Source organism: Methylobacterium persicinum (assembly GCF_022179525.1).
GTDB classification, from domain to species: Bacteria; Pseudomonadota; Alphaproteobacteria; order Rhizobiales; family Beijerinckiaceae; genus Methylobacterium; species Methylobacterium persicinum.
On the sequence record NZ_BPQX01000015.1, the window covers coordinates 136009 to 152639 of the forward strand.

General features: G+C 66.3%; 16 protein-coding genes. 6 read left to right on the plus strand and 10 right to left on the minus strand.

The window, feature by feature from the left end:
• The first annotated feature begins 66 nt into the window (after positions 1-66).
• Positions 67-1383 (plus strand): selenoneine synthase SenA, encoded by a 1317-nt coding sequence (senA, locus tag MFF22_RS06460; RefSeq protein WP_238248156.1) that lies wholly within the window; start codon positions 67-69, stop codon positions 1381-1383.
• A gap of 33 nt (positions 1384-1416) precedes the next feature.
• Here the strand turns inward: senA and MFF22_RS06465 are convergent, their stop codons facing one another.
• The 3 genes from MFF22_RS06465 to MFF22_RS06475 all read right to left on the minus strand — a co-directional run bounded on the left by MFF22_RS06465 (position 1417) and on the right by MFF22_RS06475 (position 5450).
• Entirely contained in the window at positions 1417-2616 is a 1200-nt protein-coding gene (locus tag MFF22_RS06465) for a flagellin N-terminal helical domain-containing protein (protein WP_238248157.1), read from the minus strand.
• A gap of 221 nt (positions 2617-2837) precedes the next feature.
• The gene (locus MFF22_RS06470) at positions 2838-4034 is read right to left on the minus strand and encodes a flagellin N-terminal helical domain-containing protein (protein ID WP_238248158.1); all 1197 of its coding nucleotides are present in this window, start codon (positions 4032-4034) and stop codon (positions 2838-2840) included.
• 219 nt (positions 4035-4253) lie between these two features.
• Positions 4254-5450, minus strand: a complete 1197-nt coding sequence (locus MFF22_RS06475; RefSeq protein WP_238248159.1) for a flagellin N-terminal helical domain-containing protein — start codon at positions 5448-5450, stop codon at positions 4254-4256.
• A 268-nt stretch (positions 5451-5718) separates the two neighbouring features.
• On the opposite strand from MFF22_RS06475, the gene MFF22_RS06480 reads away from it, so the two are divergent.
• On the plus strand, positions 5719-6132 hold the full coding sequence (locus tag MFF22_RS06480; protein ID WP_238248160.1) for a flagellar biosynthesis repressor FlbT: 414 nt from the start codon (positions 5719-5721) through the stop codon (positions 6130-6132).
• Positions 6133-6693: 561 nt separating this feature from the next.
• On the opposite strand, the gene flaF is transcribed toward MFF22_RS06480, so the two are convergent.
• From flaF to MFF22_RS06495, 4 genes are all read right to left on the minus strand, one after another.
• The gene (gene flaF, locus MFF22_RS06485; RefSeq protein ID WP_283206156.1) at positions 6694-7056 is read right to left on the minus strand and encodes a flagellar biosynthesis regulator FlaF; all 363 of its coding nucleotides are present in this window, start codon (positions 7054-7056) and stop codon (positions 6694-6696) included.
• Positions 7057-7703: 647 nt separating this feature from the next.
• Positions 7704-7832: a hypothetical protein gene (locus MFF22_RS24660; protein ID WP_283206157.1), complete on the minus strand. Its 129-nt coding sequence runs from the start codon at positions 7830-7832 to the stop codon at positions 7704-7706.
• A 109-nt stretch (positions 7833-7941) separates the two neighbouring features.
• Complete coding sequence (locus MFF22_RS06490; RefSeq protein ID WP_238248162.1) at positions 7942-8223, minus strand: hypothetical protein; 282 nt, start codon at positions 8221-8223, stop codon at positions 7942-7944.
• A 167-nt stretch (positions 8224-8390) separates the two neighbouring features.
• Positions 8391-8903, minus strand: coding sequence for a metallophosphoesterase family protein (locus MFF22_RS06495; protein ID WP_238248163.1), 513 nt, complete (start codon positions 8901-8903; stop codon positions 8391-8393).
• 116 nt (positions 8904-9019) lie between these two features.
• Here MFF22_RS06495 and selD point away from each other — a divergent pair, with 116 nt between their 5' ends.
• The 4 genes from selD to MFF22_RS06515 all read left to right on the plus strand — a co-directional run bounded on the left by selD (position 9020) and on the right by MFF22_RS06515 (position 14983).
• Positions 9020-10066 carry a selenide, water dikinase SelD gene (selD, locus tag MFF22_RS06500; protein ID WP_238248164.1) on the plus strand — a complete coding sequence of 349 codons (1047 nt, stop codon included), beginning with the start codon at positions 9020-9022 and terminating at the stop codon, positions 10064-10066.
• Between the two features lie 356 nt (positions 10067-10422).
• Positions 10423-12204: a glycosyltransferase gene (locus tag MFF22_RS06505; RefSeq protein ID WP_238248165.1), complete on the plus strand. Its 1782-nt coding sequence runs from the start codon at positions 10423-10425 to the stop codon at positions 12202-12204.
• The gene (locus tag MFF22_RS06510; RefSeq protein ID WP_238248166.1) at positions 12204-13289 is read left to right on the plus strand and encodes a glycosyltransferase; all 1086 of its coding nucleotides are present in this window, start codon (positions 12204-12206) and stop codon (positions 13287-13289) included. Before MFF22_RS06505 ends, MFF22_RS06510 begins: the two co-directional genes overlap by 1 nt.
• A 215-nt stretch (positions 13290-13504) precedes the next feature.
• Positions 13505-14983 carry a GumC family protein gene (locus tag MFF22_RS06515; protein WP_238248167.1) on the plus strand — a complete coding sequence of 493 codons (1479 nt, stop codon included), beginning with the start codon at positions 13505-13507 and terminating at the stop codon, positions 14981-14983.
• 281 nt (positions 14984-15264) lie between these two features.
• On the opposite strand, the gene MFF22_RS06520 is transcribed toward MFF22_RS06515, so the two are convergent.
• The 3 genes from MFF22_RS06520 to MFF22_RS06530 all read right to left on the minus strand — a co-directional run bounded on the left by MFF22_RS06520 (position 15265) and on the right by MFF22_RS06530 (position 16620).
• On the minus strand, positions 15265-15834 hold the full coding sequence (locus MFF22_RS06520) for an NUDIX domain-containing protein (RefSeq protein ID WP_238248168.1): 570 nt from the start codon (positions 15832-15834) through the stop codon (positions 15265-15267).
• Between the two features lie 42 nt (positions 15835-15876).
• Entirely contained in the window at positions 15877-16128 is a 252-nt protein-coding gene (locus MFF22_RS06525) for a sulfurtransferase TusA family protein (RefSeq protein ID WP_238248169.1), read from the minus strand.
• Positions 16129-16209: 81 nt separating this feature from the next.
• Positions 16210-16620 (minus strand): hypothetical protein, encoded by a 411-nt coding sequence (locus MFF22_RS06530; RefSeq protein ID WP_238248170.1) that lies wholly within the window; start codon positions 16618-16620, stop codon positions 16210-16212.
• Between the last annotated feature and the right edge of the window lie 11 nt (positions 16621-16631).

Consider the following 16631-nt stretch of genomic DNA (forward strand, 5'->3'; position numbering starts at 1 on the left):
TGCCGGGAATGCGCGAAGGCGCAACCTGTGTTGGCAATTGGTGCCGTCACGAAAGTGGAAATAGGAATGGCAAACCCGGCTTCACCTCAGACCGTGACCTCCGCCGACCTCGTGGCGGGGCTGCGGGCTGTCCGGGCCCGAACGCTCGAACTCGTCGAAGGCCTCGACCACGCGGACCTGATGGGGCCGCGTTTGGCCATTGTGAACCCGCTCCTGTGGGAGATCGGGCACCTCGCATGGTTCCACGAGCACTTCGTCCTGCGCGGCCTCGACGGCCGGGAGCCGCTGATGGCGGCGGCCGATTCGCTCTATGATTCGGCCGCCGTGGCCCATGCCACCCGTTGGGACCTGCCCCTGCCGTCGCTGGCCGACACATTGGCCTACATGGACCGCGTGCAAGCAGCCCTCGCCGCGCGGCTGGACCGGCGGGACCCCGAACCGCATGAAGCTTACCTCTATCGGCTGATCGCCTTCCATGAGGACATGCACGGGGAGGCCTTCACCTATACCCGACAGACCCTCGGGCAGCCCCGCCCCACCTTCGCCGCCGCCTTCGGGGGCGATGCCGAGGCCGGGCCCTGGCCGGGGGACGTGGAGGTGGGCGGCGGCATCCTCATGCTCGGCTCCGAGCCGGAGGCCGACCGGTTCGTCTTCGATAACGAGAAATGGGCGCATCCGGTCGAGATCGCGCCTTTCCGCATCGCCCGCTCCCCGGTCACAAACGCGGACTACGAGGCGTTCGTAGATGACAATGGCTACGGCAACCCACACCACTGGGACGCGGAAGGCCTCGCTTGGCGCGATGGCGCGGGAGCCACCCGCCCGGTCCATTGGCGAAGGGGCGCGGACGGCTGGGAGAGCCGAACCTTCGACCGGTACGAGCCCCTGCGACCGCACCGGCCGGTGATCCATGTCAATTGGCATGAGGCGCGGGCATGGTGCCGCTGGGCCGGACGCCGCCTGCCGACGGAAGCGGAATGGGAGGCCGCGGCCGTCGCTGAACGCGCGCCGGACGAGAGCCTCGGCAGCATAAAGCGCACCTATCCCTGGGGCGACGCCATGCCGGACGCAGCCGTCGCGAATCTCGGCGGCGGCGGTCACGGCACCGTGGATGTCGCCGCCTATGCCGGAGGGGATAGCCCCTGGGGCTGCCGCCAGATGATCGGCAATGTGTGGGAATGGACGGAGAGCACGTTTCTCCCCTTCCCCGGTTTCGCACCCGATGCGTACCGGGAGTATTCCGAGCCATCCTTCGGCTCGCGGAAAGTCCTGAGGGGCGGCGCCTGGGCCACGAGCGGCAGGTTTGTCACGGGCATGTACCGAAACTTCTTCGGGCCGGAGCGGCGCGATGTCTTCGCCGGTTTCCGGACCGTCGCCCTTTAAGGGGGGCCCGGTAAGGCCCCCCTCGTCACTGTCTTAGCGCAGGAGCTGGAGGATGCCCTGCTGGGCCGTGTTGGCCAGGGACAGGGCGGAAATGCCCAGCGACTGGCGGGTCGAGAGGGCCTGCGAGTTCGCGGCTTCCTCGTTGAGGTCGGCGTTGGTCAGGTTGGCCGAGCCCGTGTCGAGGACGTTGATCAGGTTCTTGGTGAAGTCCTGACGGTTCTGCACGACCGAGAGGTTCGAGCCGAAGGTCGAGGAATCCGATCGCAGCTGGTTCGCCGCCGTCGTGAGGCTGTTCAGCGTGGCGTTGATGTCCTTGTTGAGCAGGAAGTTGCCCTGACCCAGGGCACCGCCGCTGGAGGCAGAGGTGTTGGTGATCGACTTCAGGCCCAGGCCGTTCGACGTCTCGTCGAGGGCAGTGACCGTGAGGTTCGAGTTGCCCTTGGCATTGAAGTTGATGGTCAGGTTGTTGTTGGTGCCCTTGCCGCCGATCAGGTTGACGCCGTTGTAGCTCGAGTCACTGGCGAGCTGGTCGATCTGGGTCAGCAGGCTGTTGTACTGGGACGCCAGAGAGGCACGGGCCGACACGCCGGAGACGGTGAGGTCGGCGCTCTGCGGAGCCGAGGTCGTGCCGCCGTACGTCGTACCCAAGCCGGAGCCGGGGATAAAGCCGAGGTTCATCTGGTCGGAGCTCGCGGCGAATTCGACATCCGAGCTGGCGTTGATGACGAGCTTGGTGCCGGTCGTGTCCTTCGAGAAGCTGCCCGGGCCGACGGCAGTGTTAAGGGCCGAGATCGCCTGATCGATAGTGGCGTTGGCCGGGATCGTCGCCGTGGTCGAGCTGCCGTTCACGAAGAGGTTGATCGTCGTGGCGGCGGAGGTGCTCGGCGCGGAGAAGGCAACCGTGGCGGTGCCGGTGGTGGTGATCTGGGTCGAAAGCGCTTGGTTGGCGACCGACTTAGCCGAATCGACCAGCTTCTGGATGGAGGTGATGCCCTTGTTGGCGGCCTGGATCGTCTGGATGCCGTTGGAGATCCCGTCGAGCAGGCTCGACAGATCGCCCGAGCGCTGATCCAGCGACTGGGACGTGAAGAACGTCACCGGGTTATCGAGAGCCGAGGAGACCTTCTTACCGGTCGCAAGGCGGTTCTGGGTGGTGGCCATTAGCGAGGCCGTATCCTGCAGGGAGAGCAGGTTCTGGCGGGTGGCTGAGGTGAGGGTGACACCGGACGACATGGTTTTCTCTCCGTTCTGAGGAACCGTGAGCTTTCTGCTCAATGTTCGGATAGGACCACTGTCGCCTTCGGGTCAATCTCAAATCAAAGAATGCACAAATTTCTTATTACAGACTACATCCTCCGATTGTATTCCCAATCATATCAGTCATTTCAAATAGAAATGGCCGGATCACTGAGCCGGCCATTTAAATTCAGGGGATTTATTGTTGCTGAACGGGATCAGCGAAGGAGCTGAAGGATACCCTGCTGGGCCGTGTTGGCCAGGGACAAGGCCGAGATGCCGAGCGACTGGCGGGTCGAGAGGGCCTGCGAGTTCGCGGCTTCCTCGTTGAGGTCGGCGTTAGTCAGGTTGGCCGAGCCCGTGTCGAGGACGTTGACGAGGTTCTTGGTGAAGTCCTGACGGTTCTGCACGACCGAGAGGTTCGAGCCGAAGGTCGAGGAATCCGACCGCAGCTGGTTCGAGGCCGTCGTCAGGCTGTTCAGTGTCGAGTTGATGTCCTTGTTGAGCAGGAAGTTGCCCTGGCCGACGATACCGCCGCTGGAGGCGGAGGTGCTGGTGATCGCCTTCAGGCCAAGGCCGTTCGACGTCTCATCCAGGGATTGGACGATCAGGCTCGAATTGCCCTTGGGATTGAAGTTGATCGTCAGGTTGTTGTTGGTGCCCTTGCCGGCGATCAGGTTGACGCCGTTGTAGCTCGCATCGGTCGCCAGCTGGTCGATCTGGGTCAGCAGGCTGTTGAACTGCGACGCCAGGGACGAGCGGGCCGACACACCGGAGACAGTAAGGTCGGCGCTCTGCGCCGCCGAGGTCGTTGCGCCGTAGGTCGTGCCGGCGCCCGAACCGTTGGCGAAGCCGAGGTTGGTCTGGTCGGCGGCGGTGGCGAATTCAACGTCGGAGCTGGCGTTGATGATGATCTTGGTGCCGGTCGTGTCCTTCGAGAAGCTGCCGGCGCCGACCGCCGTGTTCAGGGCCGTGATCGCTTGATCGATCGTGGCGCTGGTCGGGATCGTCGCTGCGGTCGAAGCCCCATTCACGAACAGGTTGATCGTCGTGGCGGCGGTTGTGCTCGCGGCGAAGGCCGTCGAAGCGGTGCCGGTGGTGGTGATCTGAGTCGAGAGTGCTTGGTTAGCGACGGACTTGGCCTGATCCACCAGCTTCTGAATGGAGGTGATGCCCTGGTTGGCGGCCTGGATCGTCTGGATGCCGTTGGAAATGCCGTCGAGCAAGCTCGACAGGTCCCCCGAGCGCTGGTCCAGCGACTGGGACGTGAAGAACGTCACCGGGTTGTCGAGGGCCGAGGAGACCTTCTTACCGGTCGAGAGGCGGCCCTGCGTGGTCGCCTGGAGGGCGGCGGTGTCCTGCAACGAGAGCAGGTTCTGCCGCGTAGCTGAGGTGAGGGTGATGTCGGACGACATGAACAGGACTCCGATCGGCGAAAACGCGAGCTATCCACTCGTTATCCCAATCAGATCACATTCATGCTTTATAGTTAGTTAATAGACGTTTGGCACATCGGTACTAACTGAACGTTGCTTCTGCAGCGCTTTGAACTCGATAATAATTCCGCCCAAACGAAAGCGGCCGGCGCGAGGCGCCGGCCGCTTGCTTTGGCGTGTCCGGTTCCGGCGCTAGGATCAGCGCAGGAGCTGGAGGATGCCCTGCTGGGCCGTGTTGGCCAGAGACAGGGCCGAGATGCCGAGGGACTGGCGGGTCGAGAGGGCCTGCGAGTTCGCGGCTTCCTCGTTGAGGTCGGCGTTGGTCAGGTTGGCCGAGCCCGTGTCGAGGACGTTGATCAGGTTCTTGGTGAAGTCCTGACGGTTCTGCACGACCGAGAGGTTCGAGCCGAAGGTCGAGGAGTCCGAGCGGAGCGTGTTGGACGCCGTCGTCAGGGTGCCCAACGTGGCGTTGATATCCTTGTTGAGCAGGAAGTTACCCTGACCCACGACACCGCCGCTGGAGGCGGAGGTGCTGGTGATCGCCTTCAGGCCCAGGCCATTCGAGGTCTCGTCGGTCGCCTTGACCGTGAGGTTCGAGTTGCCCTTGGCGTTGAAGTTGATGGTCAGGTTGTTGTTGGTGCCCTTGCCGCCGATGAGGTTGACACCGTTGTAGCTGGCGTCACCGGCGAGCTGATCGATCTGGACCAGCAGGCTGTTGAACTGCGTCGCCAGGGACGAGCGGGCCGACACACCGGAGACCGAGAGGTCCGCACTCTGCGCCGCCGAGGTGGTGGCGCCGTAGGTCGTGCCCGTACCGGACCCGGCGGCGAAGCCGAGGTTGGTCTGGTCGGCCGTGGCAACGAATTCGACATCCGAGCTGGCGTTGAGGACAAGCTTGGTGCCGGTCGTGTCCTTCGAGAAGCTGCCGGCGCCGACGGCAGTGTTGAGGGCCGAGATCGCCTGATCGATCGTGGCGTTGGACGGGATCGTCGCCGTGGTCGAGCTGCCGTTCACGAAGAGGTTGATCGTCGTGGCGGCGGTGCTGCTGGCAGCGAAGGCCGTCGAGGCGGTGCCGGTGGTGGTGATCTGGGTCGAGAGCGCCTGGTTAGCGACGGACTTGGCCTGATCCACCAGCTTCTGGATGGAGGTGATGCCCTGGTTGGCCGCCTGGATCGTCTGGATACCGTTGGAGATACCGTCGAGCAGGCTCGACAGGTCGCCCGAACGCTGATTCAGCGACTGAGACGTGAAGAACGTCACCGGGTTATCGAGGGCCGAAGAGACCTTCTTACCGGTCGCGAGGCGGTTCTGGGTGGTGGCCGTCAGCGAGGCCGTATCCTGCAGGGAGAGCAGGTTCTGGCGGGTGGCTGAGGTGAGGGTAACGCCGGAGGACATCGTCGTATTTCCATTCTGGTCAGTGCACCTCCGTTTTGGAGGCGAATGGAAATTCGGCCACGCCGCCTTTCGACAGTCTTAAAACGACACCTCAGTTTTCCTGCGATCGTCTATTGAGAATAAACGCGGTTAATCAATCGCCTACACTGCTTACCATGGTCGAAGGGGATGCGCTTTGCACGGCGTTTTCCTGGTGCCTTGTACGGAGGGTTAGCGTCCCGTTAACGTCGGCGGGCGTAGCTGGCGAATCCTGCAAGGAGGCTCCATCATGCCGTTGAAAATCGAGCTGAAGCCTGACGAGCGGCTCATTATCGGCAACGCCGCCATCCGCAACGGCCCGCGCCGGGCAAGCTTCGTGATCGAGACCAATACGAAGTTCCTGCGGGAGACCGATATCATTACGGCCTCCGAGGCGGATACGCCGTGCAAGCAGCTCTACTTCGCCCTGACGGTGATGTACTTAGCGGACGATCCGACCCTGGCCGAGAACAGCTTCGTCGAGCAGGCCAACGCGCTGATGGAGGCGGCGCCGAGCATGCGGCCCTACATTGCCGCGATCTACGACCAGATCCAGGCTGGCGACCTCTACCGCGCCCTCAAGCGCGGGAAGGACCTTCTCGCCTACGAAGAGAAGCTGCGTAGCCTCCTCGACACGGCGGGAGAGCCGGCAACCGCACCGTAACACCGGCCGCTGCGGCGCCGGGACGGAGGGGAATGCACGCGACCGGCACGATCATCGTCGCCGGGTTCGCCTGCTCGTTCGGACACACAACAGATCTTTGCCGAGACGCGAAGCACCGAAGTCGCTTGCAGTCCCGGCAATGGCCCTCAAGCGCACTTTCGGGAAGCGCCGGGTCGCCTCCTGCCCTCCGGCACCGCCTCTCCGTCTTTGCGAGCGAAGCGAAGCAATCCAGGGCTGTGGGACCTCTCAGGATGTGGCGGATCCCTGGGTTGCTTCGCTACGCTCGCAATGACCGAGGAGGAGGTGATCCAAGGATTACGGAAAATGCTTTAGAGCTGCACCCGAACGAGTTGGTTTAGCAAGGCTTCTCCAGATCCTCCCCTCATCCTGAGGTGCGGCGACAGCCGCCTCGAAGGAGGGCTCCAGGGATCGCGCGGCGGGCTGGAGCCCTCCTTCGAGGCCCGCTGACGCGGGCACCTCAGGATGAGGTGTTAGGCTGGGGGCCGCCTCAACGTGTTCGGTCGCTGCTCCGGCGTTGCGGGCGAAGTCCGATACGCTCGCTCAGCGGCCGGAAAGGCCTGCGGCGAGGTTGAGGTTGATATTGATGATCGCCGTCAGCTTCTCGGGCGCCGGCTCGGCCATCGTCTCGATGCTGCGACGGAACACGAAGGTTGCGAGGTTGACCATGCTCTGCTTCATCTCGGGCGGGAGCGGACTATCCTGTTCAGTCGATGCGGTCGCCAGGATTGTCCAAAGCTTCTGATTGAAGTTCAGCGCCGGGACCAGTTCCGCGGTCTGGTTCGCCCAGTCGTCGCGCACGATCTGAAGCCGCTGGGCTGCCTTCGTCAGGACTGCCGCCTCGGCCTCCCTGGGCGTCATGACGCTCCGAGAGGTCCTCGCGTAGGCATTCAAAGCATAGCTCATCGCAGTCCCCGGCTAACGTGATCTGGCGTTCATGCGGACGGACGGCTTTCTCGCAGCAGATCGGTTAAGACTGCGTTCTTTGGTCAGAGAATGTACAGTCAGAGTTATTGCGCCGTGCTGTCAAACGCCGGATCGCCGGGGGAAAACCAGCCGGCCTGCGCGACGGCGCAGCAAATCACAATCTTGGGCCAATCTGCTGCGACAGGAATCCAACCTTCGGTCCACTTCACCCAACGGCAAGGTTCGTGCTCGAATCTGCTTCGAGGACCGATTCGGTGCTGTCGATCCGATCCTGCCATCTTGCAGCCGCCATAACGGCCGAGAAGGCGAAGAGCCCGCAGAACGGGACCCGACGGGTCGCAAGGCGAATGTGGAACTTCTTACTGGGCGTCGCTTCGGGCGCCCTGATCGCGGGAATCCTGACGATCACGGCGGCCCGCCAGCCTGAATTCCAGACGAGGATGGGTCTCGTCCCAGCGGCGTTGCCGCTAACGCCGGCCTCAGCCCGCGCGGTGGAACCACAGTGCCGGCAGGACCCCGCCACGACGAGCTCCGCGGCGAAGGTCCAGGACATGCTATTCAACAAGCAACGGTTCTGGTCCGTCGCCCCCTGACGCCGGATCGTCGATCCGGCGCGTCCAACCACGTCAGAGGGTGACGAGGAGCAGGACCAGGGCCGAAGCGGCCACCATGGAACTTACGAAGCCGCAGAGGGCGGCCACGAAGGACGGGCCGTTCGCGGTGGCGGCATCGGCACGGCTCGAAACGTCGGACATGGTCGAACAAGCTCCCTGGCGGTTCTAAGCCGCCTGCCTCGTCTGGATGTGGGATAAAGTGTCGGGCCGCGGTGCGCAGGCACACGGCCTTGCGCGCCGCACCGCATCATCAATCGCAGCGGTTAATCTTCTTTGCGATCCGCAGCCGTCTCAGTTCACCGCGGAGGTCGATGGCGACGACACCTTCGCCGCAATCGTCGAAGGCATCGCGGGCGTCGTTGTAGCGGTCCCCGATCTCGTCGAGGGTGTCACAGACCCGATCGTGATCGCCGAGCCGCATGTCCTGACGGACCTGAAAGCGGAGGGCCTCGGCCTCGTCCACCTTCTTGCGCGCCTCGAGGCAGGCCGGGATCGCCGAAGCGGACGTGGCGGCGACCGAACCGGCGATCATGCCAAGCACGCAGGCGGCAAAACGTGGTCTGAAGTTGCGCATGGTATCGACTGTTAATGATTGTAAACGTTTCAACTCGAAAACGAATGCTTAACGAGATCTAGCCAGCGTTCGCCTTCTGCCGGGCTCAACTGCGAAGCTGCGGGAACGGTTCCTCGCTCTTCGTGTCAGGAACGCCGAGACCGGCGGCGGGATGAGAGGATCGCCGGCAGGGTGACCGGGGCGAACCCCATCGGATCAACGCCCACATCGTACTGCCTCGGCATGGGCGCGAGCTTCCCGTGGGAGTGTCCGTGGAGGTTGAGCGCCCCCCGGCCGATCCCGTTCCACGTCCTGAACGCGTAGTGGCAGAGGACCACGGGCCGATCCTCCACCGTGATCTCCGCATAGGCGCTCACGGACGTCCAGCCCGGCGCAGCAAGGGTCGCGGGCCCGTCGTTGTTGCCGGTGATGAGATGCTTCTCGCCGTTGAGCCGGGACAGGATCTCCACGATTTTGGCCGGCGACGGCCCCAGGGCGAAGTCGCCCAGGTGCCATACCACGTCCTGCGGGGCGACCGCCGCATTCCAGGCCGCGATGAGACCTTCATCATGGGCGTCGAGATCGGGAAAAGGCCGATGGTCGAACCGCAGCGCCCGGGGGTCGCCGAAATGGGTGTCGGCGGTGAAATGCACGGTCAACCCTACCTCCGGCGATGCGGCGCCCAGTTCCGGCACCGCGATTTGCGCCGGAACGGTATTCCTCACAACGTGGGCGCACTACCTTCGCACCACGCATCCCCGACCGAGGACGAACCATGAGCGACAGCCCCCGCCTGACAAGCCTGGCCCATGGCGGCGGCTGCGGCTGCAAGCTGGATCCGGAGATCCTGCGAAAGCTGCTCGCCGACCAGCCCGCCGCCGGCCGGTTCGAACGGCTGCTCGTGGGCAACGAGACCGCCGACGACGCCGCCGTCTGGGAGCAGGAGGATGGGACCTGCATCATCGCGACGACGGATTTCTTCACGCCCATGGTCGACGACCCGGAGGATTTCGGCCGGATCGCCGCCACGAACGCCATCTCGGATGTTTACGCCATGGGCGGACGGCCCATCTTCGCCCTGGCCATCCTCGGCATGCCGGTGGGCAAGATCGCCCCGGAGGTGGTCGCCCGCATCCTACGCGGGGGCGCCGAGAAATGCGGCGAGGCGGGCATCCCCGTCGCCGGAGGCCACTCCATCGACACACCCGAGCCGATCTATGGACTGGCGGTGATCGGCACCTGCCGCCGCGAAGCTGTCCGGCGCAATGCCGACGCCGTGGCTGGAGATGCGCTAATCCTCACGAAGCCGGTGGGTGTCGGCGTCTACTCGGCCGCGATCAAGCGCGAGGCGCTGGACGAGGCCGGTTACCGGGATTTCGTCGCCACCACGACGCTCCTGAACCGGGTTGGCACCGACCTCGCCACGGATCCGGCCGTCCACGCCATCACCGACGTGACCGGGTTCGGGATCCTGGGCCACGGGCTCGAACTCGCCCGCGGCGCCGGCTTGACGCTAGTGCTGGATGTGGGCGCCCTGCCGCTCCTTCCCCTCGCCGAAGGCCTCGCCCGGGAGGGGTACGTGACCGGCGCCTCCCACCGGAACTGGACCGCCTTCGGTTCCCATGTGGACCTTCCGGCAGAAATGCCGGACTGGCGCAGGCATCTGCTGACGGACCCGCAGACATCCGGTGGCCTGCTGGTATCCTGTGCCGGCGAAGCCGCCCACGGCATCCTCGACCGCATCCGGGCCGCTGGGTATCCGGCCGCCAGAATCATCGGCCGTATGGAGGAAGGCGCCCCGCGCATCCGGGTCGAGGGTTGAGCCGCCCCGTGACGCCCTGCGGAAGGGCGGCGACGCGGACAGGATATCTTCACGAGTCGCGACTATGAATTATTGAAGCGTGCGCTTTACTGAGATCGTCCGGCATGCCGCTGTCACGATCGGGCGCAGTGCGGATCGGCGTCGGAGTTGCATTGGTCAGCGAATGCAAAGACGGCGCAAGCGAGTGGCATTCCGGCTTGTTGGGACCCATCACCCCTTCGCGCCCGGCCTGCGGCATCTTGGGCTGGCCCTTCGGCAGCGATCCTGTCGGCCCCCGCCGGCCGGACCGGCTGCCGGACGGGCGGGCGTGGCCGCGGATCTGCGTACTGACACCAGCGGGCGAACCCTCCCCGGAGGTGGCGTCATCGATCGCGCGGCAGGGCTATCCCGAGCTTCGGAGTGCGGCCGCGGCCGTCCCTCTCCTCACAGATCTCTTCGACGCGGGTGACGACGAGGCTTTCATCATCCTCGGCAACGGGGAGATGCTCGCGCCCGGAGCGCTCGCGGCGCTGGTCCTCGAAGCGTCGCTGACCGGTGCCGATGCGGTGGCGGGGCTTCGCGTCTCGTACACCGATCGCGTTCACGGGCTCGACGTGCCTTCCCTCGCCGGTGCGGTGGATGGGATCGGCGGTGAGGTGCTCTGGTCGCGGGCTTCCCTAGCCGATGGCCTTCAACGCGGGCTGGATTTTGCGGCCATCTGGTCCAGGCTTCCGATGGGCAAGAAGGGGAGGATCGGACGTCCGGTCTTGCTCCGGCACTCAGACGCCTCCCCGCCCCCCTCGGCCCTGACGATCGCGTCCGTGACCGGGACAGGTACCGTGGGCGGGGCCGGCGTCGCCCATCGGCGTCTCTCGGAGGCGCTCGCTTTGGCGCACCACAGGGTACACGAGGTGGTGCTCTCGGACCGCCCGGCGGAAGCCGAATGGACCGATGCGTTTCCCGCCGCAGAGTCGCACATCGCGGCCCTCGCCCCGGATTTCGTGCTGGTCGGCAACGTCCATGGGGCGACCCGCAGCCTCGACGCCGTGGGGCGCCTCGCGGCGATGGCGCCGACCGCCCTTGTCCTGCACGACCTCTTTGCCCTCACCGGGCGCTGCTGCCATCCCCGCGACTGTACCCGCGCCGAGACCGGCTGCGACGCGGCCTGCCCGACCCCCGACGAGTACCCGACCCTCGCGCCCCGAAGGATCGCCGGGATGCATGCGCGCAAGCGCGCCGTCCTCGCCGCCCCTTCCGGCCCGATGCTCCTCGCCAATTCCGAATGGACCCGGCAGCGCAGCGAAGCCCTGGCGCCGCCCACCGCGGCGACGCATCCGGTGAGCCTCGCTTTCCCGACGGGCATTTTCCGGCCCGGAGACCGCGCCAGTCTGCGTCGGCAGCTCGGCCTGCCGGAGACGGACGTGCTCATCCTGGTCTCGTCGGTGATCGTGGACGGGCCGGACAAGGGCTTCAGCGACCTTCGGGAAGCCCTGCATGCCGTCGCGGGGCCGGGGGTCGCGGTCGTCGCCATCGGCCGGCTCGACGATCCGGCCAAGTTCGGGCTCGACCGACTCTATGCCCCAGGTCTGATCGGCAGCGAGGAAGACCTCGCCGCTTGGTATGGCGCCTGCGATCTGCATGTGACGGCCAGCCGGCACGAGACCCTCGGTCAGACCCCCATCGAAGCGGGCCTTTGCGGCGTCCCCACCCTCGCCTACCGGACGTCCGGCCTGATGACGTCGGTGATCGATGGGGTCTCGGGCCGCCTCGTGGCGGTCGCGCCCGGCGCCCTGGCGCAGGCGCTCGCGGAGCTCGTCGCTGATTCCACCGCTCGGGCGGCGCTGGGCGCGTTCGCGCGCATCGCCCTGGAGAACCGTTTCAGCCCTGCCGCCGCCGCCATCTCCCTGGACGCTGTGCTGTGCGCCCGCGGCGTCATCGCCCGGGACCGGGAGAGGCTGAGTTTCGCGCCGGAGATGCTCGGCCATTTCCCCTTCGCCGCGGAGCGGAACCAGGGGGCAAAGGGCACCGTGCAGGCCCCTTCCTCCCCCCTCGTCAGGCGGCTCCGGAGGACGAAACAGGCCGTCCTCGGCCGGCGGATGCCGCTCTTTGTCCGGCGCTGCCTCTATCTGGCCAGCGCGTTGCGCCGGAAGGCGATGTGATGCACCGCCCCCTCACCCGCCGGCAGACGATCTACGTCGACCGGACGCACCTGCGCGGCCGCGTCACCGGCATCGAGCGCGTCACCCTCGACCTGTTCTCGGAGGACAACCTCGCCCCGCACGACGTCCGCCCCGTGGAGAGCCGGTCGCTGCCGGGGATGATCGCCCGCCAGCAGCTTGGGCTGCCGCTGACGGCCCTGCGGGACAGCAATGCGCTCTTCGTCTTCCCAGGTTTTCCGCCCGGCCCGTTCTGCGCGCCGGCTGCCGCCCGCTGCCTCCTCTATATCCACGACACGTTCCTCCTGAGCCGTCCGGAGGATCTGAGCCTGCGCAGCCGGGCCTATCTAAGCCCCGCCTTCGCTTTGGCCATGCGCTGGGGCCGCAACCTGTTCGTGAACAGCCGCACCACCGGCGAAGACCTCCGGCGCTACTGTTCGCCGAAGGCGGGCGTGTTCCTGCTGCGGCCGCCCGTGCACGATGTGTTCGCCCTGTCGGGCCGCACCGGGCCGGGCGCCCTTTCCCCGGGCGCGCCGCTGAGGCTCCTTGCGATCGGCACCGTGGAGCCGCGGAAGAACTACGCGGCCTCCCTCGCCATCGTCGAGGCGTTGAACAGCCTCGGCGTCCCGGCGGAATTGCATCTGGTCGGCCGCGTCGGCTGGGGGCGGCACGCCTTCCTCGACGCCCCGCCCCCGTACCTGCACCTGCACGGGTACCTCGCAGACCGCGACCTCCAGGCCCTCGCCGACAGGTGTCACGCCCTGCTGTCGACCTCCAAGGCGGAAGGCCTCGGGCTTCCCCTGCTCGAGGTCCAGCATGGCGGTCTGCCGGTGATCGCGCCCGACGCACCGGTCTTCCGCGAGGTGCTCGGCTCGTCCGGCCTGTTCATCCATCCCGCCGACCCGGACCGGAGCGCGCGGATGATTGCGGAGCGGGTGGGCTCGGCGGACTTCGCCGGTGCGGCGGAAGACGCGCGGCGGAACGTGCGGCGGTGGAACGCCCTGTCCGCCCGGGACACGCAGCGCCTCCTCGCCCTGCTCGACGGCGATCCCCGCGCCTACGCGGAACGGGATTCCATGATCCCTTGACGCGGCGGGACCGACCTACGCAGTCTTCCCTGCCGGCGGATCGGTCTCCCATCGCCCCGAAAGGGGCCGGTTGAAGGCGCGGCGGGCACGGTACGCAGATTGCGTGATGGGTCTCGAGTAAGTTGTTTTAGTCGCTCGATTGTCCAAGACCGGAACGCTCTGTTCCAGATCAAGACAGAACGAACGACTGGACGAGCAGTCAAGGAGCGAGGCGTATGTTCGACTTCTCGACCCGGATCAGTGGCGACCCGGTGCGTATGGTCCTGCCGGAAATGGGGCCGCGCACGGATGCGCAGACCATCGCCCGGCGTCTTTGGCGCGGATCGGGCTTCATCGCCCTCGGCGGCCTGCTGATGGTCGCCCTCGCCGTTCTCGTGCTCGGGCTGATCCCGCCGACCTATACCTCGAACATCCAGGTCCTCGTCGATCCGACGGATCTGCGCGTCGTCGAGAACGACGTGAACGCCCGTGCTCCGCAGGCCGACAGCGGCGTCTCCATCGCGGAGAGCCAAGTGCGCGTTATCCAGTCGGACAACGTGCTGCGCCGGGTGGTGGAGAAGCTGCATCTCGACCGGGATGAGGAATTCGTGCGGCCGGAGACCAGCAATCCGGTCCTGTACTGGCTGCGCGGTGTCGTCATGGGGATGCTCCCGCCGCATGTCAGCCGCGACCCTGTGAACATCGCCCTCGATACCCTCCAGCGGAACATCATCGTCCGTCGGCCGGAGCGCACCTTCGTGATCGATGTGGCGGTCCAGTCGCGGGACCCGGCCAAGGCGGCCCTGATCGCGAATTCCATCGGCGACGCCTACTTCGCCGAGGAGACCGCGGCCCGCATGGAATCGGCCAAGCGCGCCTCCGATGCCCTTGCCGGGCGCCTCGCCAGCCTGAAGCGCGACGTCGAGGATGCCGAGCAGCAGGTCGTGCGCTACCGGGAAGACCACCGCCTCGTCGCCTCCAGCGGCCGGCTCCTTACGGATCAGCAGCTCGGCGACCTCAACCAGCAACTGGTCGGCTCTTCGATCAAGACGGCAGAATCGAAGTCGCGCCTGGATCAGGCCCGCAAGATGCGCTCGTCCGATCCCAGCACCGCGCTCCCCGAGATGCTGCAATCCCTTGAGATGCAGGCGCTCCGCCAGCAATACGCCACCCTGTCGCGCAACACCGCCGAGCTCGCGACGCGCCTCGGCGAGCGTCATCCGGCGATGGCCGAGCAATACGCCCAGCAGCGGGACCTTCAGCGCCTGATCCAGCGCGAGAAGGAGCGGATCATCGACACGCTTCAAAAGGACTACGACCGTGCCGCCGCCAGCGAGGCTGCGATCCGCTCGAGCCTGGACCGCGTGAAGACTGAAACCACGGCGAGCGACCGGGCCTATGTCGGCCTCCGGGAGCTGGAGCGGACCCTGGAAGCCCGTAAGGGCGTCTACGAAGCCTATCTCCGCCGTGCCCGCGAGGCGAGCGAGCAGGAGCGGGTGAACACGATCAACGTGCGGATCATCTCCGCGGCCACGCCCGCCCTGCAGCGGACCTTCCCGCCCTCGCCCAAGGTGGTGCTGCCGGTGGCGCTCCTCCTCGGCCTCGGCCTCGGTGCGGCGGTCGCCCTCATGCTCGGCGCCGATGCCGACCGCCGCCGCTCCCTGCGGCAGGCTAGCCAGCCGATCGGCCGGAGCTTCCGGGCGGCGGACGCCTGAGTCTTTCGGAAGCTTTTGAACGGCTCCAGCCGTCGTCGCCACCGGGAACGGGCGACGGCGGCTGGGGCATTTTTCGTCGAACGGGTCGGGGGGATCAGCCAATGATCCGTCCCCGCCTGCCAATCCCGTCATTGCGAGCGAAGCGAAGCAACCCAGGGCAGCGAGACCTTTCAGATTGAAGGGTCCCTGGATCGCTTCGCTTTGCTCGCAATGACGTCCGGGGTGTCGGATCTCGGTGAGATTCTAGACGAGAGGGAGCAGGCGCCGCCTCCCAGCTCAGCCTAGCGTGCGAATAGGTCCGGCCGCCGCACCTGGAGTGCGAAGAGCAGCACCAGCGTCTTCATGTCCGCCAGGGCTCCGCGGGTGACCATGGCCGCCAACTCGGCGAGGGGGATCTCGTGGACAGTCACCGCCTCGCTCTCCGCGGCGATGCCGCCGCCGGCCCCGACCCGGTTCGCCTCGGAATAGGATGCGAGGAACAGGTCCATCCGCTCCGTGGACAGTCCCGGCATGGACCATGCGCTCGCCACGGGATCGAGGTGCTCGAGGACCAAGCCGGTCTCCTCACCGACCTCGCGTTTAGCCCCATCCTCGGCCGCCTCGTCCTCCAGAAGGCCGGCGGGCGCCTCGATGATGCTGTCGGGACCGCCGGCATAGAGCAGGGGCGCCCGCAACTGAGACACCAGCGTCGCGACCTTCCGGACGGGATCATAGGGCAGGACGGCAACGGCCCTTCCATGATCCTCCACCTCGCGGCTGATCCGCGTCCCGTCGGATTGAATGACTTCGACAACGAGGAACCGCGCCCACCCATCATGGACGACGCGGACTCCCCCGATCTGTGCTGGCATATCGTAAGACCGTCCCGCAGCTTCGGAGACCATGCCGATCGATTAAAAATGCGGCGGCTTCGCGAAGACGGTGATTGTGAAGCGAAGATCGTCTCCGACCCGCTCGGCCGATTCCATCCGGCCGCCTTCTTCGCGGACGAGGTTGGGGATATCGATTGCCGCCATCGGATCGGTGCAGATCACGACAAGGGTCGTCCCTGCCGGAAGAGCCCGCATCGCCTTTCGGGCGCGCAGAACCGGCAGCGGACATTTCAGCCCGGCGAGGTCGAGAACGGTCGCGGCGGTGCCGTCCAAAACAAAAGCTCCCCGCCCCCGGAGTTTGTCCGGGAACAGGGAGCGTCTTATCCACCCTGGCCCCTGGGGGCCAGACGCGGCTTACCAGCCGTAGCCGCCGTAGGCCGGGTAGCCATATCCGTAAGCCGGATAGCCGTAGCCATACGTGGCGGCCGGAGCGTAGCCGTACCCATAGGCCGGGTAGCCATACCCGTAACCGTAGCCATACCGGGGCGCGGCGCTGGCCGCGATGGCGCCGCCGATCAGACCCAGCGCCGCGCCGGCCGCGAGGGCACCAGCGGCCCGGCCACCGTAGCCGCGGCGGTAGCCGTAGCCACGGCCATATCCGTAGCCATAGCCGCGGTAGCGGACATGATCGATGGCGGTGTTCTCGCCAGCGACCTTGGCGCCGGTCTGCGCCGGCAGCGGCGCCGCCTCGGCCGCCGTGAGCGAACCGGCGACGAGCGCCAGCGACGTGACGGTGCCGACGGCGAAGGTAGCAATGCGGGACATGCCTGACATCC

What these genes read in the sequence shown, in the direction of transcription:
- MFF22_RS06475 (WP_238248159.1), bottom strand. Translation starts at nt 5,450, where the DNA reads ATGTCCTCCGGCGTTACCCTCACCTCAGCCACCCGCCAGAACCTGCTC.
- MFF22_RS06520 (WP_238248168.1), bottom strand. Translation starts at nt 15,834, where the DNA reads ATGCCAGCACAGATCGGGGGAGTCCGCGTCGTCCATGATGGGTGGGCG.
- MFF22_RS06490 (WP_238248162.1), bottom strand. Translation starts at nt 8,223, where the DNA reads ATGATCGCCGGTTCGGTCGCCGCCACGTCCGCTTCGGCGATCCCGGCC.
- MFF22_RS06470 (WP_238248158.1), bottom strand. Translation starts at nt 4,034, where the DNA reads ATGTCGTCCGACATCACCCTCACCTCAGCTACGCGGCAGAACCTGCTC.
- MFF22_RS06480 (WP_238248160.1), top strand. Translation starts at nt 5,719, where the DNA reads ATGCCGTTGAAAATCGAGCTGAAGCCTGACGAGCGGCTCATTATCGGC.
- MFF22_RS06530 (WP_238248170.1), bottom strand. Translation starts at nt 16,620, where the DNA reads ATGTCCCGCATTGCTACCTTCGCCGTCGGCACCGTCACGTCGCTGGCG.
- MFF22_RS06515 (WP_238248167.1), top strand. Translation starts at nt 13,505, where the DNA reads ATGTTCGACTTCTCGACCCGGATCAGTGGCGACCCGGTGCGTATGGTC.
- selD (WP_238248164.1), top strand. Translation starts at nt 9,020, where the DNA reads ATGAGCGACAGCCCCCGCCTGACAAGCCTGGCCCATGGCGGCGGCTGC.
- MFF22_RS06465 (WP_238248157.1), bottom strand. Translation starts at nt 2,616, where the DNA reads ATGTCGTCCGGTGTCACCCTCACCTCAGCCACCCGCCAGAACCTGCTC.
- MFF22_RS06510 (WP_238248166.1), top strand. Translation starts at nt 12,204, where the DNA reads ATGCACCGCCCCCTCACCCGCCGGCAGACGATCTACGTCGACCGGACG.
- MFF22_RS24660 (WP_283206157.1), bottom strand. Translation starts at nt 7,832, where the DNA reads ATGTCCGACGTTTCGAGCCGTGCCGATGCCGCCACCGCGAACGGCCCG.
- senA (WP_238248156.1), top strand. Translation starts at nt 67, where the DNA reads ATGGCAAACCCGGCTTCACCTCAGACCGTGACCTCCGCCGACCTCGTG.
- flaF (WP_283206156.1), bottom strand. Translation starts at nt 7,056, where the DNA reads ATGAGCTATGCTTTGAATGCCTACGCGAGGACCTCTCGGAGCGTCATG.